11 protein-coding genes are annotated in these 16,510 nt (G+C 61.5%); 1 reads left to right on the forward strand and 10 read right to left on the reverse strand.

The window, feature by feature from the left end; translation table 11 throughout:
* Positions 1–2: 2 nt before the first annotated feature.
* A complete protein-coding gene (locus tag Q7U29_RS03605) occupies positions 3–1,115 on the forward strand; it encodes a polyamine ABC transporter substrate-binding protein (protein WP_304738526.1) in 1,113 nt (370 codons plus the stop codon).
* A 225-nt stretch (positions 1,116–1,340) separates the two neighbouring features.
* Here Q7U29_RS03605 and Q7U29_RS03610 read toward each other — a convergent pair whose 3' ends face one another.
* From Q7U29_RS03610 to Q7U29_RS03655, 10 genes are all read right to left on the reverse strand, one after another.
* Entirely contained in the window at positions 1,341–2,273 is a 933-nt protein-coding gene (locus Q7U29_RS03610) for a lipid A biosynthesis lauroyl acyltransferase (RefSeq protein WP_304738529.1), read from the reverse strand.
* Between the two features lie 20 nt (positions 2,274–2,293).
* Positions 2,294–3,571, reverse strand: coding sequence for a beta-ketoacyl-ACP synthase (locus Q7U29_RS03615; protein ID WP_304738532.1), 1,278 nt, complete (start codon positions 3,569–3,571; stop codon positions 2,294–2,296).
* A 27-nt stretch (positions 3,572–3,598) separates the two neighbouring features.
* Positions 3,599–4,789: a beta-ketoacyl-ACP synthase gene (locus Q7U29_RS03620; protein WP_304738534.1), complete on the reverse strand. Its 1,191-nt coding sequence runs from the start codon at positions 4,787–4,789 to the stop codon at positions 3,599–3,601.
* A complete protein-coding gene (locus Q7U29_RS03625; protein WP_304738536.1) occupies positions 4,786–5,256 on the reverse strand; it encodes a 3-hydroxyacyl-ACP dehydratase FabZ family protein in 471 nt (156 codons plus the stop codon). Before Q7U29_RS03625 ends, Q7U29_RS03620 begins: the two co-directional genes overlap by 4 nt.
* Before the next feature lie 9 nt (positions 5,257–5,265).
* A complete protein-coding gene (locus tag Q7U29_RS03630; RefSeq protein WP_304738538.1) occupies positions 5,266–5,553 on the reverse strand; it encodes an acyl carrier protein in 288 nt (95 codons plus the stop codon).
* A gap of 234 nt (positions 5,554–5,787) precedes the next feature.
* Positions 5,788–6,144 carry a hypothetical protein gene (locus Q7U29_RS03635; protein WP_304738549.1) on the reverse strand — a complete coding sequence of 119 codons (357 nt, stop codon included), beginning with the start codon at positions 6,142–6,144 and terminating at the stop codon, positions 5,788–5,790.
* A 164-nt stretch (positions 6,145–6,308) separates the two neighbouring features.
* On the reverse strand, positions 6,309–6,887 hold the full coding sequence (locus Q7U29_RS03640) for a peroxidase-related enzyme (protein WP_304738540.1): 579 nt from the start codon (positions 6,885–6,887) through the stop codon (positions 6,309–6,311).
* A 196-nt stretch (positions 6,888–7,083) separates the two neighbouring features.
* Complete coding sequence (locus tag Q7U29_RS03645) at positions 7,084–12,783, reverse strand: Ig-like domain-containing protein (RefSeq protein ID WP_304738542.1); 5,700 nt, start codon at positions 12,781–12,783, stop codon at positions 7,084–7,086.
* A gap of 992 nt (positions 12,784–13,775) precedes the next feature.
* Entirely contained in the window at positions 13,776–14,576 is an 801-nt protein-coding gene (locus tag Q7U29_RS03650; protein WP_304738544.1) for a hypothetical protein, read from the reverse strand.
* Positions 14,577–15,001: 425 nt separating this feature from the next.
* Entirely contained in the window at positions 15,002–15,538 is a 537-nt protein-coding gene (locus Q7U29_RS03655; RefSeq protein ID WP_304738545.1) for a transposase, read from the reverse strand.
* Between the last annotated feature and the right edge of the window lie 972 nt (positions 15,539–16,510).

The raw sequence follows: 16,510 nt of genomic DNA on the forward strand, positions 1-16,510 counted from the left end.
GGATGCGCTTCCGCAACCGCTCTCACGTCCCGCTTGCCGCAGCGATGGCCGCGGCGCTGGCGTTGTGCCCGCTGCCTGCGCAAGCGCAGCCGCGCATCGTCAATTTCTACAATTGGTCGAACTACATGGCGCCGGGGGTGCTGGAGGATTTTACCCGGGAAACCGGCATCAAGGTCGTCTACGACACGTTCGACGCCAACGAGACCCTGGAGACCCGGCTGCTCGCCGGAAAATCCGGCTACGACGTCGTCGTTCCCACCGGCTATTTCCTGCAGCGCCAGATCACCGCGAAGGTATTTACAAAACTCGACAAGTCGAAGCTGCCGAACCTCGCCAATGCCTGGCCTGTCGTGACCAACCGGCTCGCCACCTACGATCCCGACAATAGTTACGGCGCCAACTACATGTGGGGCACCACCGGCATCGGCTACAACGTCAAGATCGCGCAAAAACTGCTCGGGCCGGATGCGAAGATCGACAGCTGGGACATCGTCTTCAAGCCGGAGAATCTCGCAAAATTTCGGGATTGCGGCATTCACATGCTGGATTCCGCCGACGATATTCTGCCCGCGGCGCTGGGCTATCTCGGGCTCGATCCCAACTCGACCAGGCAGGCCGATCTCGACAAGGCCGCCGATCTCGTCAGCAGGATCAGGCCCTATGTTCGAAAATTTCATTCATCGGAATATCTCGGCGCCATGGCCAGTGGCGAAATCTGCTTCGTGGTGGGCTGGTCCGGCGACATCATGCAGGCGCGCAGCCGCGCGGCGGAGGCCAGGAACGGCATCGAGATCGGCTACACGATCCCCAAGGAGGGCGCGCAGATGTTCTTCGACAATCTGGCGATTCCCGCCGATGCGAAGAACGTCGCCGAGGCCTATGAGCTGATCAACTATCTCTACCGGCCCGAGGTCGCGGCGAAAAATTCCGATTTCCTGTCCTATGCCAACGGCAACCTGGCGAGCCAGAAGCTGATCGATCCGAAGATCCTGAATGACAAGAACATCTATCCGGATGAGGCCACCATCCAGAAACTGTTCGTCATCACCGCGCGCGATCCGGCGACCCAGCGCGTCATCAACCGGCTCTGGACCAGGGTGAAGACGGGGCGGTAGTTCTCGCTCTCTCCTCCGTCATTGCGAGCGCAGCGAAGCAATCCATCGAGCTACAAAAAGAAAGTATGGATTGCTTCACTGCGCTCGCAATGATGTTGAGAGAATTTCGTAGCCCGGATGGAGCCAGCGGGTCGGCGCAAGGCGCCGAGGCGATGGCGCAATCCGGGGCCGGTGGTGCGTCACGCTCCGTCCCGGATTGCGCTGCGCTCCATCCAGGCGTCAGCACTACCGCCACCTGCGATGCAGCCACAGCCATTGTTCCGGATACTCGCGGATCCAGCCCTCGACCACCGAAGTGACCGCCTGCATCGTGCCCTGGATGTCGACTTTTCCGTCCGCGTCGCGCACCGGCTTTACTTCCTCGGACAGTTCGGCGCGAAAGCGGTTGCCGGGGAGGCGGATGATGCGGGTGCCGTGGATCGGGCAGTCGACCTGGCGCAGCAGCCGCGCCAGCATCGGATTGGCTTTGGTCTTGCGGCCGAAGAAAGTGACCTCGACGCCGTTGGTGAGATACTGGTCGACCAGCATGGCGACGTGCTGGCCTTTTTGCAGCGCTTCCGCGAGCTTTAGCGGCGCCTCGCGGCCCGCCGGGATCAGCGTGCCCATTTTCACCGCGCGGATTTTCTCGATGGCGCGGTCGGCGGACTGGCTGTTCGGGCGCCGGAACAGGATCGCCGCATCAAGCCCGTGCGCCACCGCGGCCAGCGCCGGCAGTTCCCAATTGCCGAGATGGCTTGCGAAGATCAGGGCCGGCTTGCCGTCATTCTTGAGCTGGGCAAACAATTCGTGGGTTCGCTGCGGAATTTCGACGCGGCTTTTCTCCGGGCAATTGATGTCGTAATCCCAGATGTGGTCGAGATGGGCGAATTCGGCGCCGATGCGGCCGAGATTGTCCCAGACGCCCGTCAGGATTTTCTCGATCTCTTCCGGGGATTTTTCGGGGAAGGCGGCTTTGAGATTTTCGCGGCCGATCCGGTCTTCGCGCAACCGCGGACCGATAAATCGCAACGCGCGGCCGAACCGGCTGGCGGTCTTGACCGGATCGAAGAAGCGGGTGGTGCGCAGCATCCCGATCGTCAACGCCCCGACGGCGGCGTCGCCGAGCGCCTTGGCCGCGTTACGGAGGCGAAGCTTGGTGCGAAGGACCAGATGGCTCATTGGAACTGGCTGGCCGGCCGCTAGATCGGTTCGCGCGTCAGGATCAGCGAAGCATTCTGGCCGCCGAATCCGAACGAGTTCGACATCACGGCGGTGACGCGCGCGTCGCGGGCGACGTTCGGAACCACGTCGAAGGGAATCGCGGGATCCGGAATCTCATAATTGATGGTCGGCGGAATCCGCTGATGTTCGAGCGTCAGCAGCGAAATGATCGCTTCGACGGCGCCCGCGGCCGAGATGGTATGGCCGATCATCGATTTGTTCGACGACACCGGAATCTGCTGGGCGCGTTCGCCGAACACCGCCGAGATGCCCTGATATTCCATCTTGTCGTTTTCCGGCGTCGCGGTGCCGTGCGCGTTGATGTGGTCGATCTGCTCGGTCGTCATGCCGGCATCCGCCAGCGACTTTCGGACACAGCCGATGATCGGTTTGCCGTCCGGGCTGGAGCGCGTGCGGTGAAACGAGTCGGTCAATTCACCACAGCCGGCAACGACGCCGAGAATTGGCGCGCCGCGGGCGACGGCGGCCTCAAAGCTTTCGAGCACCAGCGTGCCGGCGCCTTCCGCAATGACGAAACCGTCGCGGTTCTTCGAAAACGGCTTGGAGGCGGCCTGTGGCGGATCGTTCTGGGTCGATAGTGCCGACAACAGCGAAAACCTGATCAGGTTTTCCTGATTGACCGAGCCATCGGTCGCCACCACCAGTGCGGCGTCGGTTTCGCCGCGGCGAATGGCTTCGACGCCGAGTTGAATCGCGGTGGCGCCCGACGCGCAGGCGGTCGAAAGCGAAATCGGCGATCCCTTGGTGCCGAATTTCTCGGCCAGATGTCCCGCGACCGAGCCGAACATGAAGCGGTGATGATACGGCGAGAATTTTCCGCCGCCGCTGATGGCAAGGACGTCGTTGACGTCGAAATCCGGTTTGCCGACGGCGCGTCCGACTTCGATCCGTTGCGACCATTCAACCTCGACAGGGGCGACGGCGAGAAACAGCGGTCCCGGAAAATCGCCCATTCTGCCGATACCGGACTGCCCGAGGGCCTCCTCGGTGGCGATATCGGCGAGCCGCTCGGTCAAGCCGGTCGACGAGCTCGGCTCGACGGTGACGAAATCGACCGTTCCCGCCATTGTCGACTTCAGGCCGTCGATCGGAAAGCGCGTCACGGTCCGGATGCCGGATTCGCCCGCGGTCAGTTTCTTCCAGTTGTCGGCCTTGCCGGCGCCGAGCGACGTGACGATGCCCATGCCGGTAACGACGACGATCGGTCTGCCGAATTTGTCGCGTGGTGCTGTCATGATGTCCCCGTCGATCCCACGCCGTCTCTACTTGTTGATGGCCTCGACCAGGGCCATGCCTTCGCCCTGCCAGTGACCGGCTCCCATGACCACAATCTGGGTCGGCGGGTCAGTCATTTCAACCTCGAGCCCGGTCGGATCGTTCGGCGGAAACAGCGCGCCGCGCGAGAGCGAAAGCGCGGCCAGCGCCAGTCCCAGGGGAAACTGGGTCTCCAGCGTGTGGCCGAACGAGGTTCCGGTGGCGCGAACCGCGCAGCCGGGGTGCCCGCTCAGAAATGCTCTTTCCTCTGAGGTGACCGGTTCGACCCCGGTCGCGCCTGTGATCAAGGCGCCATTGTCTTTTGGCATCCCGAGCTTCGACCACAGCGCTTCCAGCGATTTCGTCACCGCGCCCGGCTGCTTGCGTTGCGCCAGGTCCGTGACCACGTTGGTCAGCCTGGCGTAAGGCCTGGCGCCGCGGGCCTCGGCGTGCTCCCTGGATTCGATGACCAGGAAAACGCCCGCCGAGCCCAGCGCAAAGCCGCTATGCTTGTCGCGCGCCCAAACCGGGTCGAACTTGTCCTTGAGATTGAAGTCGTCGAATTCATAGAGGATCAGCAGATCCGTCCGCTCGCCATTATGGGCGGCGCCGACCAGGGTGATGTCGCTTTGGCCGGATTGTATTCGCGCCAGCGCAATCCGCGCCGCGTCGATGCTCGCCGCTTCCTCGCCCATGAACGTGCGCGAGGTGCCGGAAACCCCGTGAACGATAGCGATGTTGCCGGCGAGCAGGTTGGAGAGCTGGGTCAAAAACAGCGTCGGCCGCAGATCGTTCATCAGCCTTTCATTGAGAAAGGCGGGACCCGCATTGCTCTTTACGTAGGCATTGAGGATGGCGAGGTCGACCGGCACGTCGCGCTCGCCGCCGCCGGCTGCGACGATCATGTCCATTCGGCCGAGGATTTCCTGGTTGCCCTTGACGCCGGCGGAGTCCAGCGCCAGCCCGGCGGCATAGGTGCCGATGCGCTGCCAGGCGTCCATCTGCCGCTGATCGCCCTTTTTCGGGATCTGCGCGTCGAAGCTGACCGGCGCCAGCGGGTGGACGATGTAGGGGGCAAAGCGCTTTTCATCGACGTTGATGCGGCGTGCATTGAGGGCATCCCAATGCGCGTCCAGCCCTTCGCCGAGCGACGAGACGATACCGATACCGGTGATCCAGGCTTCCTTCGGCTTGTTCATGGCGTCATGGCCTGCATCGGAAAGCCGATCTCGTTGGCCACCGCATCCATATGGACGCGCAGGGACGGATCGGGGAAGGGAATCTGGCGGAAGGTAAGGGTGGCGCTGCACTTCAGTTCGGTGCCGACCCGCGCCTTGGCCGAGGTGACGGCAAAGCCCGAGCCTTCGTGCTCGATCTTCGCTTCGATCGTCAACAGCTGGCCGGGACTGACGAAACCCCGCATCTTGGCTTCCTTCACCATCGCCAGGAACGGCATGCGCTCGAACCTGGTCACGCCGAGCAGCAGCCAGCCGGAACTCTGCGCCATCGCCTCCGTCAGCAACACGCCGGGCATGATCGGGAAGCCCGGGAAATGTCCCTCGAAGATGGTGTGCGCTTGCGGAACCTGGGCCTCGACGATGATCGTCCTGGCCTCGAGGTCGATCTCGACGATGCGGTCAATCAGCCTGAAATAATCAAGTTGCATGGCGGGCGATTAGGCGCCCGCGCTCTTGGCCGCGACCAGTTCGTCGATGCGGGCGGCGAGGTTCTTCAGGACGAAATACTGCTCGGTGGTCGCCTTGCCGTCGTTGACCTCCTGGGTCCACTTCTCCAGCGGCATCTTGATCCCGAACGCCTTGTCGATGGCAAACGCGATGTCGAGAAAATCGAGGCTGTCGATGCCCAGATCGTCGATGGCGTGGCTCTCCGGCGTGATCGTGTCGCGCGGGATGTCGCAGGTTTCGGCGATAATCGTGGCGATCTGATCGAATGTAGAAGACATCATTAAGCCTTTGATATATTGGAGATAAATCCGATAGCGGCACGGGATCGGGGCGCGGCGCTCCGGATTGCCTCATCCCCCAGCCGGAGTTGAGTGCCCGTATATCGGAGCGAGGCCCTGAGTTCAATGGAGGCGGGCTGCGAGGGGCCGGATTCACGGGTAAAACGGCCGGATTTTCCTGAAAATCCATAGCGTTCTCAAGCGAAAGCCTGCCTCGCATCCGATGCGGGGTGGCTAGCTGCGCGGCGTCGAAATCTGGGCGCAGTCGCGCCGTCCCATCAGCACGCAATCCTGGGTCTTGCGCAGGTCGGCGATGCTCATCGCCAGCCATATTCCGATCGCCGTCAGGGCGACGGTGAAGGCAAGGGCGGCGACGTTCGCCAGCATGCGATGCCGGAATTCGTCGGGTTCCTCGCGGGCTCGCTCGAAGCGCGAGAGATCCCGGGTCAGATCCCGGGTCAGATTTTGGGGCTGCTGCCGGGCCTGGTTGTCCGGCTCCCCCCGCTGGCCCGGCGGATGCGCCAAAGTGCGCGGCCGGAATTTGAGCACGCGATGCTCGTCATCCGAGGGTATGGGCTGCTGGGTTTTCAGGGCTGCCAGCTCCGGGAAAGGCTGACCCCATTTAGCACGCCCGCGATGCGTCTCACAGAAAATGTTGGCGGAAGATGACACATGGCACGGCTGCGGCAATCGATCCAACGGAACCCACAGCGGTCGTCCGCGGGCGACGCCGGATCATGCGTCCGTGCGGGACCTCATTTCGGCAGCCGTCCCATCAGATAAAACTCGTCGTTCGGACGCATCGCGGTGACGTTCGCCATCCGGTTCGACAGCGCAAAGAAGGCGGAGATCGCGGCGATATCCCAGATGTCGTCGTCGGAAAAGCCGTGGCCGGCGAGGCCGACAAAATCCGCCTCCGAAACGAGCTGCGCCTCGGCGCTCACCTTCATCGCGAAGTCGAGCATGGCGCGCTGGCGCGGCGTGATGTCCGCCTTGCGGTAGTTGGCCGCGATCTGGTCTGATATCTGCGGGTTCTTGGCGCGAATCCGCAGGATCGCGCCGTGCGCGATCACGCAATACTGGCACTGGTTGGCGCTCGACGTCGCCACCACGATCATCTCGCGCTCGGCCTTGGTCAGGCCGCTGTCCTTCTCCATCAGCGCGTCGTGATAGGCAAAGAACGCCCGGAATTCATCCGGCCGGTACGCCAGCGTCAAAAACACGTTCGGCACGAAGCCGGATTTTTCCTGCACGCCGAGCAGGCGCGTGCGGATATCGTCGGGCAGGGCGTCGATGGCGGGGGTGGGGAAGCGTTTTGGAGCGGGCTGGGTCATGGACGGTTCCGGCTGGGCCACGAGATGCGGTTGGCCGGGACCATACTGCATGGCTAGGCCGGTGCAAGGAGCACCGGCACCGGGTTTGATGCAGTCCGCAGGATGGAGTGAGCGCTTGCGAAACTCTGACTTTGCCGGTTCGTGGTTCAGCCAGTATTGCTTCGCTCCTGGGATCCTGCGAGGTCGGTGAGTCTCGCTAGGCTGCCTGCTGCCAAGCGTTGTTCACCGCCGCGGCTACCGCGGCGTCCACGATGGTTGGGCTCGCGGCATTCGGATTGAATGCCATGCCGCCGTGACTGGCTGCATAATTTGACTCGAACGTCGCCATCGCCTGGACCAGGGCATCAATTTGGCTGTTCGCAAGCTCGAAATTGCCCGCTTGGACCGCCGCGAGTTGCGCCCCGGAGCTTCCGTACCAGTTCTGGATCGTCACCTGCTGGCCGGTCCCTAGAACGTCGATCACGAGGTCCGACCCGGCGTGATCGAGCCATAGCTGGTTCGGATTGATGGCGGTGAACTCCAGGGTTCCCGCCGGCGCCGGGCTGCCTGCAGAACCGTTGACGATAACGCTCGAATTTTGCGACTGCGCAAGACGATAGGTATCGTCGCCGCCGTTTCCAATCAGCGTCGATGCGCCGGCGCTTGACAATGTGTCATTGCCGGAGGTGCCGGCGACGGTGCTGGCGGCGTTCATCCCGAACACCTGGGCCTTGATGCTTGCGCCGCTGCTATCGCCGAGCGTGCCGCTTCCGGCGGGAAGATAGAGGTCGCCATCCTGCCAACTGACGGCGAAGCCGCCATTGGAAAGCGCGGCGACCACCGGATTGAGCTGATAGCCGGCCGTTTCAGTGTTCACCAGAAACGCGGAACCCACCTTGTTGCCGCCGCCATCGAATGCCTGCGCCATGATCGAGGTCCCGGTGCTGTCGCCGGACGCACTGTCGGAGCCGATCCATGTCACGACGAAACCCCCATTCGCCAGCGCGATGGCGGGAATCGTGCTGTAACCGGCAAAACCGGTCAGTGCGGCGACCTGCACCTGACTTCCGACCGCTTGTCCCGAAGCGTCGAAAATTTGAGCGGCGATCGACCCGGAATTGATCCACGTCACGACAAACCCACCGTTCGCGAGGGAGATGATCGTAGGGGTTACGTCAGCATGGCTGGTCGGCGCGCTGACCAGCAGTTCGGCACCGACCTTGTTGCCGCCGGCATCGAACCTCTGGGCCTTGATGTTCCAGTCGTAGTCGTTCTGCCAAACTACGACGAAACCGCCGTTGGTCAACGCCGTGATGTCGGGGGCTTCCTGGTCGCGCGTGGTGGGGGCGTTGATCTGGAAGCGGTTGCCGATGGCGTTGCCGGCGGGACCGTAGATCTGTGCCTGGATGCTGAATGAACTGGTCGTCCCGTAGATGTATTGGTCGCCATCGTAGAACCCGTCCTGCCAGGTCACGACGAAGCTGCCGTCGGCCAGCCCGGTGACTTCGGGCTTGATCTGCGCCCATCCGGTCTGGCCAACCAGGAATTCGGAGCCGGATTTGGCGCCCGTTGCATCGAAAGCCTGCGCCCTGATGCCATTCGATTCCCAGGTTGCGACAAAGCCTCCGCCCGCGAGCGCGCTGATCGCGGGGTTCATCTGATAACCCTGAACCTGGCTGTTGATCAAGAATTCGCTGCCGACCTTGTCGCCGGCCGCATTGAAGAGCTGGGCCTTGATGCTGGTGCCGAAACCGTCACCGAGCGTTCCGCTGCTGTCCTGCCAGGTCACGACAAAGCCGCCATTGGCCATCGCCGTCAGCGTCGGATCGGTCTGGTTGGCCGCTGTCATGGTGTTGACCAGGAATTCGGACCCGATTCGGTACAGGCCGCTCGGGACCGATGGCGCATTGACGCCATTCACCGTCATGGTCACGGTCGCGGTCGCGGTGACACCGGCGGAATCGCGCATGGTGTAGGTAAACGTGTCGGACATGCTCTGGCCGGAGCCGATGCCATGCAACGCGGCCGCCGCCCGCGGATCGTAGACCACCTGGCCGTTCTGAAGGCTCACCGCCGCGCCCAGCGCCGATTTCGACGAGACCGAGACGATCGACTTGGTATCGCTGGCGTCGGGATCGACGTCATTGGCCAGCAGGCTTGCCGCGGTCAGCGCGGCGGCATGGTTCACATCGGTCGTGCCGGTGTCGTCATGCGCAACCGGCGGGGTATCGAATGGAACGGTGCCATCGGCGAACCGCAGGAATTCGACGTCGATCAAGCGATCGATGCCGTCGCGGTTCTCAATCAGGTCCGTCACGGTCACGACGCCATTGGCCAACCCCAGCCGGTAGTCGGCGAAGTTGCCGCTGAACACGGCGGTGTCCGATCCGTCGCCGCCGTTCAAGGTGTCATCGCCGGAGCCGCCGCTCAACACGTCGTTGCCCGCCATGCCCCGCAGCACGTTGTTGTTGCGGTTGCCGACCATGTTGTTGGCGAGACCGTTGCCGGTGCCGTCGATGGCTTCGTCCCACAGCTTGATGGCTTCCTTGGTGTAGATCGCGTAGGCGTACGGCACATTGGCCGCCGCCATGAAGCTCGCGGTGTCGACGAAGCGGGTCATGTCGCTGACCTTATGACGCCCGGAATCGGCGATATAGAATCCGAGCAGTTCGCCGTCGGCCTCGCCGTAGACCACGCCGGTGACGGTGACGACATGGTTCACGACGCCGGAGTCCACGTAACCGGCCTCGCCCCACAGGATGCCGGCATTGACGGCGACGACGACGCCGCGGCCGCTTCGGATCAGATTGGCGATGCCGTCCTCGTTGTAGCCTTCGATCAAGGCATTGCGGATGCCGTAGCTGTCGAGCAGTGCCTGCTGGTCCATGTAGTTCGAACCGCCGCGCTCATAGGGCGGCAGGGTCGGATCCGTGACCGCCCAGCCGTGCTGGATGGCGCGCAGCACCACGTCGCTCTCGGTGGAAGGCTGGTTGGCCTGGGTCAGGATGTTGGCGATCGAGGTCAGCGCGCAGGTGCCCCAATAGTCCGGCACCGCGTCGCCCTGGATATAGTCCAGCTCGTTGGCCTTCGGGTAGCCGTAGACCAGCGCGGGCGCGCCGTCGACCAGGCCCTTTTCCGGCTTGGCGAAGTCGAGCAGGATCATGTTTTCGACGTTGGCCGCGAGCACCATGCTGATGGTGGTCTGCACGGTATCGATGCCTTCGCCGGCGAGTTCGACTGTCTGGTCGCCGACATGATCGATGTAATATGTGTCGTCGCCGAGGGCGCCCATCATCGTGTCGGCGCCGGTGACGCCGTCGAGGATGTTGTCGCTGGAATTGCCGATGATGAGATTGTCGAGGGAGTTGCCGGTTCCGTGGATGTTGTAACCTTCGAGCAGGCGCAACTCCTCGATGTTGGCATTGAGCAGGTAGTTGGCGCTGCTGACGACGAAGTCATAGCCTTCGCCCGCAAGCTCGAGGATGCTGTCGTTGACGCTGTTGACGATATAGGCGTCGTCGTCCTTGCCGCCCTCCATGATGTCGGCGCCGGCGCCGCCGTCGAGATAGTCGCGGCCGAGCCCGCCGAGCAGCAGGTCGTTGCCGGCCCCGCCGTAAAGCCAATTATTGTCGGTCTCGCCGAAGCTCAGCGTCTGCTTGGCCTCGTTGTAGCCGGTAAAACCGACCAGGATATCGTCGCCCGCGCCGCCATACATCACGTCGTCGCCGACCTGGCCGAACAGCAGGTCTTCGCCATCGCCGCCATACAGCAGGTCGTTGCCATAGCCGCCCTGCAACTGGTCGGCGCCGAGTTCGCCCTGCAGCGCGTCCTTGCCCAGTCCGCCCAGCATCAGGTCGTTGCCGGCGCCGCCATAGAGCGTGTCGTCGTCGGTCTCGCCGACGGCCAGCGTCTGCTTGGTCTCGTTCGCGCCGGTAAACCCCAGCATGACGTCGTCGCCGTCGCCGCCCCACAGAATGTCGTTGCCGGTCTGGCCGAACATGTTGTCGTTGCCGGCCTCGCCGAGCAGGCGATCGTTGTCGGCGCCGCCCTGCAATTCGTCATTGTCGGCGCCGCCGAACATCGTGTCGTGGCCGTCCTGGCCGAGCAGGATGTCCCAGCCGGCGCCACCGTCGAGCGTGTCGTCGCCAAAGCCGGCAAAAAGGTCGTCGTTGCCGTTGCCGCCATAGAGGAAATCGGCATCGGTCTCGCCGGCGAAAAGCGACTGTTTCGCCTCGTCGGACGCGGTGAAGCCCACCAGCACATCGTCGCCGTCGCCGCCCCACAGCGTATCGTTGCCGACCTGCCCGAACAGCAGATCGTTGCCGGCTTCGGCGGCGAGGAGATCGTTGCCCTCGTTGCCCTGCAGTTGATCCGCTCCCGTGCCTCCGAATACGACGTCGTTGCCGGCGCCGCCGCTCAGCCAGTCGTCTTCGCTGCCGCCATCGAGATAGTCGTCGCCGAAGTCGCCAGAGAGGTCGTCGAAGCCAACGCCGCCATAGAGGTAATCGTTGTCGGTCTCGCCGGCGGAAAGCGTCTGCTTGGGATCGTCGCTCGGAGTGAAGCCCACCAGCAGGTCGTTGCCGTCGCCGCCATTCAGCACGTCGTTGCCGACATAGCCGAACAGCCGGTCGTCGCCGCTCCCGCCGTCGAGATAGTCGTTGCCTTCGTTGGCCAGGATGATATCGGCGCCTTCCTCGCCGTAAAGCCTGTCGTGTCCGGCATAGCCCCACAACACGTCGTTGCCGACGCCGCCCCACACATTGTCGTCGCGGGTGCTCCCGCCTACGATGTCGTCGCCGTTGCCGCCGAGAAAATTGACCAGCACGTTGACGTTGAGATACGACGTGGCAGAAAAGTAGCCGACGTCGAAGGAGTCATTGCCGTCGGTGCCGATCATATAGGTTCGATATGTCGGGTGGATCTTCACCACGCCGTTGAAATTGTAGTATGTGCTGCCGTTGACCACGTAGAGGTTGTCGGTGTCCCGAAGCGCCCGAAAGTTGCTCGCCGGCACGCTCTGAACATAGTTGACCCGCGAGATGCTGACCGCGTCGCTCGACTTCGTCGGCGCCGTGATTGCAGCGGCCGCCGCGATGGCGTTGCCGAGAGTGTAATAGAGGGCGTTGATCGCGCGAATCTCGGAAATGTTCGCCGCGGCGAGCGTCTTGATCTCCCCCGTCTCGGCGACGCCGTTCTCGTCGCCGTCGACCCAGGCGCGCAGCGATGCCAGCTCCGTGCCGGTCAGCTTGTCGTCGTGGTTGGTGTCGAGGCTTTTCAGATAGGCCTCGCTCACCCATTGGCCGAGCGAGTTCAACACCACCGGGGTAGCCGCCGCGATCGAGGGCGCGGGATCGTGGCCCGGGGAGCGGCTCTCGTAGAACGCGCCGATCGGCAGGTCGGACAGGCCGAACAAACCGTCAAGTCCGGAATAGCCGATCGTGTTGCCGGGATTGACGAGGAGCGATGAGATCGAGTCGTTGTAGTAGTTGTAGAGGCCTGTGTTGTAGATCGAGCCCAACCCGTAGCCCGACGTTATCTGATAGTCGAGGTCGAGAATGTTGTTGAAATCGTAACCGGTCCCGAACAGCCCGCCGCTGTTGGAGATGGTGCCGTTGCCGTAGTAGTTGGTGCCGTAGTTGAAGATGAGATTGCCGCTCCCGTAGGCCTCATTGCTGGTGACCAGAAGGCTGCTGACGCTTGGCGTGCCGCCGATCAGATTGGTGAAGCCGTTGTCCGTGATTACTAAGTTGCCGCCCGAACCGAAGGAAAACACGCCGTCGCCGTTTACGTCGGTGCCGATCTCTATCAATGCGCCCGCTGCGAAGTCGAAGGTTTTCGTCGTTCCGCCGCCAATGTGTTCCAAGCTGAAGCTAGCAGCGCCGGAACTGTCGATGACGAACGAGCCCAGATTGTTCAACGAATTTGGATCCGCCAAAGCAAATTTCGTTGTCCCATCCTCGTCCATGTAGAAATCGCGAATGTCATTGAGCTTAAGAGGAACGTCACCCCTTGGCGTTGCGACGATGCTGCCGTCAGGGTACAGAACCGTCTGATTGACTCCGACGACGGGCGCCCCCTCGACCTCGGTAGCACCCGCGAACAACGTGATCCGTCCAAATGCGCCAAGCGCGAGCCTGACTCCTGGATCGGACCTCATGTCGACCTGGCTTGCCAAATATGCGGGATTTATGAATTGAATGTCCCCCATCATTCCGGATACAGAGTCAACGCCAGGAAAGAGGATAACTCCGCCGGGAACTCCCGGCCAGGGTGTGTCGCTAGGACCGACCCGCCATCCTCCCGTGTTGGTTCCGGTAGATCCTATCGCACTCGAGCCGAAAACGTTAAGGGGAATTGGCATGTCCTGATTGGTCGGCATAAATAGCACCATATTGTCATTCGCTGCCGAGTGATCAATGATGCGGCTAATGCCATCGACCGCATCCGAGTACTTGATCTCCCCATTCAACACGGCGCCGGACAAAAAGCTAAGCGTTGAAACGGGCGCGGGCGAGCCGACGGAGCTCGTCGCACCAAATATCGCATTAAGCCCAACTCGATCTTCTGAAATGGCGAGCGAGTTATCCTCGGGATGGGCCAGTATCTGATTTCTTATACTTAGTTCACCTGCTCCTGTTCCTAGTTCAGAAGTATTTACTTCTCTAACGTTCCCGAGAACGATGTTCCGGTTAATCCAGCTAATCGCTTCGAGATCGGACGCCCTGCCAGGAGAGGAGCTTAGCTCATCTCTGACAGATGTCGTAACGATCACTTGGCGTCCCGTGTCGAGCAAGGTATTCAACAAGCCCGCTACGGCTAAGCCTTTGAACGCGTTGGCATCGACATAGAGGACGTTGGCCATCTGTGGTCTCCTGCTGAGGCTGATTCGGTCTAGGTGGAAGACGACAATTAGACGTCGCTGTTGCTCGCATCATAATATTCTGGAAATTCGACTCTCAACCCAGTCGGAACGCGCATCAGACCCATCGCTATCCTTTCAGCGAGACGCCCGTACAGCATGAAACGAAACGTTGTATTCAGATCTCGAATTCGGCTTGCTCCAATTTCATCAATCATGCCGTAAATGCGGTCTGAACTGAATCCAGACTTGTGTGCGTATGATGCTTCAAGTCCGGCGATAAACCGCCGATCGTTCAGCAGATATTCTAATACATTTGTATGAGCGATCTGCCAGTGCCATAAATACTCGTGTACGTCGCGCCGTTTCAGCGTTGACCAAATCTCTTCTAAATCTCGATCAGGACATTCAAACGGTGCGTCCCGGTTGAGCCAAACTTGAAAGTCGAGCTCCGACATTGGAGAAAATTCGTAGAATTCACGAAACCGGTGCCTGATCTCTGGGCGGACACTGAAGGACCGCGGGTCCTCAACCTCCAATTCGATTCTGCGTGCGACCTGCTTCATCAGCCGGATGTAGCCAAATGGATACTGTCGTTTCCTTCCGTTTAGCCCGGGGCTACCGCCCGATTGAGAAAGTTCGAGACGGTCAAGCTCGTCGCCAACGTGCCACAGTGCGATTCCCAATCGCATCGGCGTTTTGACGACGGCGTCGATGACCGCGAGACACTTTGGCTCCTCAGCGATACGAGCCAGATGCACTTCGCTCACATTGGTCGCACGAGCGAAATAGTCGACAAAGTCTACCTCTTCGTAAGCCACACAACTAGACATGGTGCGCAGGTCCTCCATTTACAGCGTTTCATACCCAATCTAGTGTTGTTTGGAATGGCACGCCATAGACAGACGCCATTGCCATTGATTGCGAAGCGAGCAACGCTCCAGCTCATATGCGGTGGCGGCGTTAGCAAATTACGAGACATGCGATGACACTGTGATAACATTCTTAAGCTTTATGATATGATTTCGCATCCTGAGAATGTGCATTGCAATCCGCGCCTCCAGACATCGTTTGGTAGCCTGAAGACCATCTCAGCCGGCTGTGCCATAAAAGGCTTCAAGGCCTTTTAGTTGCGGACCGGAGCCGGTGTATATCGTCTCTTGTGGACCCCTGGTCTGCACTGCAGCATGCCCGGCGAAGCCAGCTCCCACGGAAATTGTAACAGCCCGTAGGATGGGTTGAGCCCTTCGCGAAACCCATCACCTCGCCGCAAGCGTTACGGCCTTTCGCCAAACTCCCCTCCCTGATCCCCGACATCGCCCGCCCAATCTTCCGGATAAATTCCGAGCCTCACCATACGGTGGAACGACGAATACGGCCACTCCCTGACCTGCGGCACCAGCCCATGCTTGACCGGGTTGATGTGGATGTAATCGACGTGCCGCGCGAAATCGCTCTGGTCGCGGATGGTGTGCTCCCAATAGCGCCGCTGCCAGATGCCGCGTTCGCCCCTGGCGGCGCGGCTGTCTGAAATCCGTTCGCCGTCTGGAAGACTGCGTGAGAAGGCCGATTTGATCAGCCGCCAGCGGGTGGCAAAATCCGCGTCGCCCTCGGGCAGCGTCCAGACTGCGTGGAGATGATCGGGCAGCACAACCATCGCATCGATCGTGAACGGGTGCCGCCGGCGCGTTTCGCGAAATGCGTTGCGCAATTCGTCGATATGCTGCGTCAGCAACCGCAGCCGGCGCTCCGCCAGATTGACGGTGAAGAAGAAGCTGCCCCCGGCAATGAAGTTGCGACGGTAGCCGGTCATGTCGGCACGGTCTCGTGGTGACGCAATGACCGATGGATACCGCGGAATTGACCATCAGGCCAGTCCGTAGGATGGGTTGAGCCCTTGGCGAAACCCATCGCATATGATGCGATCGCCTCGATGGGTTTCGCTTCCACCTTCGCCGGCTTGGGCTTCGGCGGATGCCGGTCGCTCAACCCATCCTACGAACTAAGCTCCACCCATCCTACTGGCTTTGCGTGCAAGCGAAGTCTTCCGGGCCGGCCGCGACAAAACGACCCGACGGGCAAATCACTTCTGTTTATCGGAATTCATGTCAAGCCCCGCCGATAAAAATATTTCTGTTTTCCAGAAGTGAGAACCGAGTTATATCTCCGCCATCCCGTCCCACTCAGAGGGGCGTCGCGCAACGTACCAGCGCGGGGCGGGGAAGCGGTGGACGTGGATGGCGCTCCTGACGAGGGCGTCTGAAGCGGACGGCGAAGTCATGTGGTCCCGACACCCCAAGGGCTGGTGTCAAGTTCGCCGCTCAAGGCAGCGCGGGCGACGGTGGCAAGAGCGCAGGGCTCACCGAGGAGAGCATGTATAAGCCGTAAACCGCCGCGCAGGGAAAGTCGGATGTTTCCGCTGGACCTGTATTCTCGTGTGCATCCCTTCCACTCTACTGGCACACGAGACCGCGGGTGCAGCGTGCATCCGGCTTTCCCTGCGCCCTCGAATCGGAGAGGGCGTGACGTTACCGGCAAACCTCGGGCGAAACGCGTCGCGAGATCGCCGAGGCTCGTCATCCCCTTGCTGTCATCGTCCGCGAAGGCGGACGATCCAGTATTCCAGAGACGTCAGTGATGGAGTCGACGAGCCGCGGCGTACTGGATCCCCGCCTGCGCGGGGATGACGATCGTTGGATCGGATCGCCTTCGCCCTCAGCGCAGCGGCTTCTTCAGCAGCGAGAACCGGTCGGGATCGAGTCCCATCGACGGCTGCAGCAGCGGC

The sequence above is a fragment of the Bradyrhizobium sp. genome (assembly GCF_030654605.1).
Classification (GTDB): Bacteria; Pseudomonadota; Alphaproteobacteria; order Rhizobiales; family Xanthobacteraceae; genus Bradyrhizobium.

What these genes read in the sequence shown, in the direction of transcription:
- Q7U29_RS03605 (WP_304738526.1), top strand. Translation starts at nt 3, where the DNA reads ATGCGCTTCCGCAACCGCTCTCACGTCCCGCTTGCCGCAGCGATGGCC.
- Q7U29_RS03610 (WP_304738529.1), bottom strand. Translation starts at nt 2,273, where the DNA reads ATGAGCCATCTGGTCCTTCGCACCAAGCTTCGCCTCCGTAACGCGGCC.
- Q7U29_RS03615 (WP_304738532.1), bottom strand. Translation starts at nt 3,571, where the DNA reads ATGACAGCACCACGCGACAAATTCGGCAGACCGATCGTCGTCGTTACC.
- Q7U29_RS03620 (WP_304738534.1), bottom strand. Translation starts at nt 4,789, where the DNA reads ATGAACAAGCCGAAGGAAGCCTGGATCACCGGTATCGGTATCGTCTCG.
- Q7U29_RS03625 (WP_304738536.1), bottom strand. Translation starts at nt 5,256, where the DNA reads ATGCAACTTGATTATTTCAGGCTGATTGACCGCATCGTCGAGATCGAC.
- Q7U29_RS03630 (WP_304738538.1), bottom strand. Translation starts at nt 5,553, where the DNA reads ATGTCTTCTACATTCGATCAGATCGCCACGATTATCGCCGAAACCTGC.
- Q7U29_RS03640 (WP_304738540.1), bottom strand. Translation starts at nt 6,887, where the DNA reads ATGACCCAGCCCGCTCCAAAACGCTTCCCCACCCCCGCCATCGACGCC.
- Q7U29_RS03650 (WP_304738544.1), bottom strand. Translation starts at nt 14,576, where the DNA reads ATGGAGGACCTGCGCACCATGTCTAGTTGTGTGGCTTACGAAGAGGTA.
- Q7U29_RS03655 (WP_304738545.1), bottom strand. Translation starts at nt 15,538, where the DNA reads ATGACCGGCTACCGTCGCAACTTCATTGCCGGGGGCAGCTTCTTCTTC.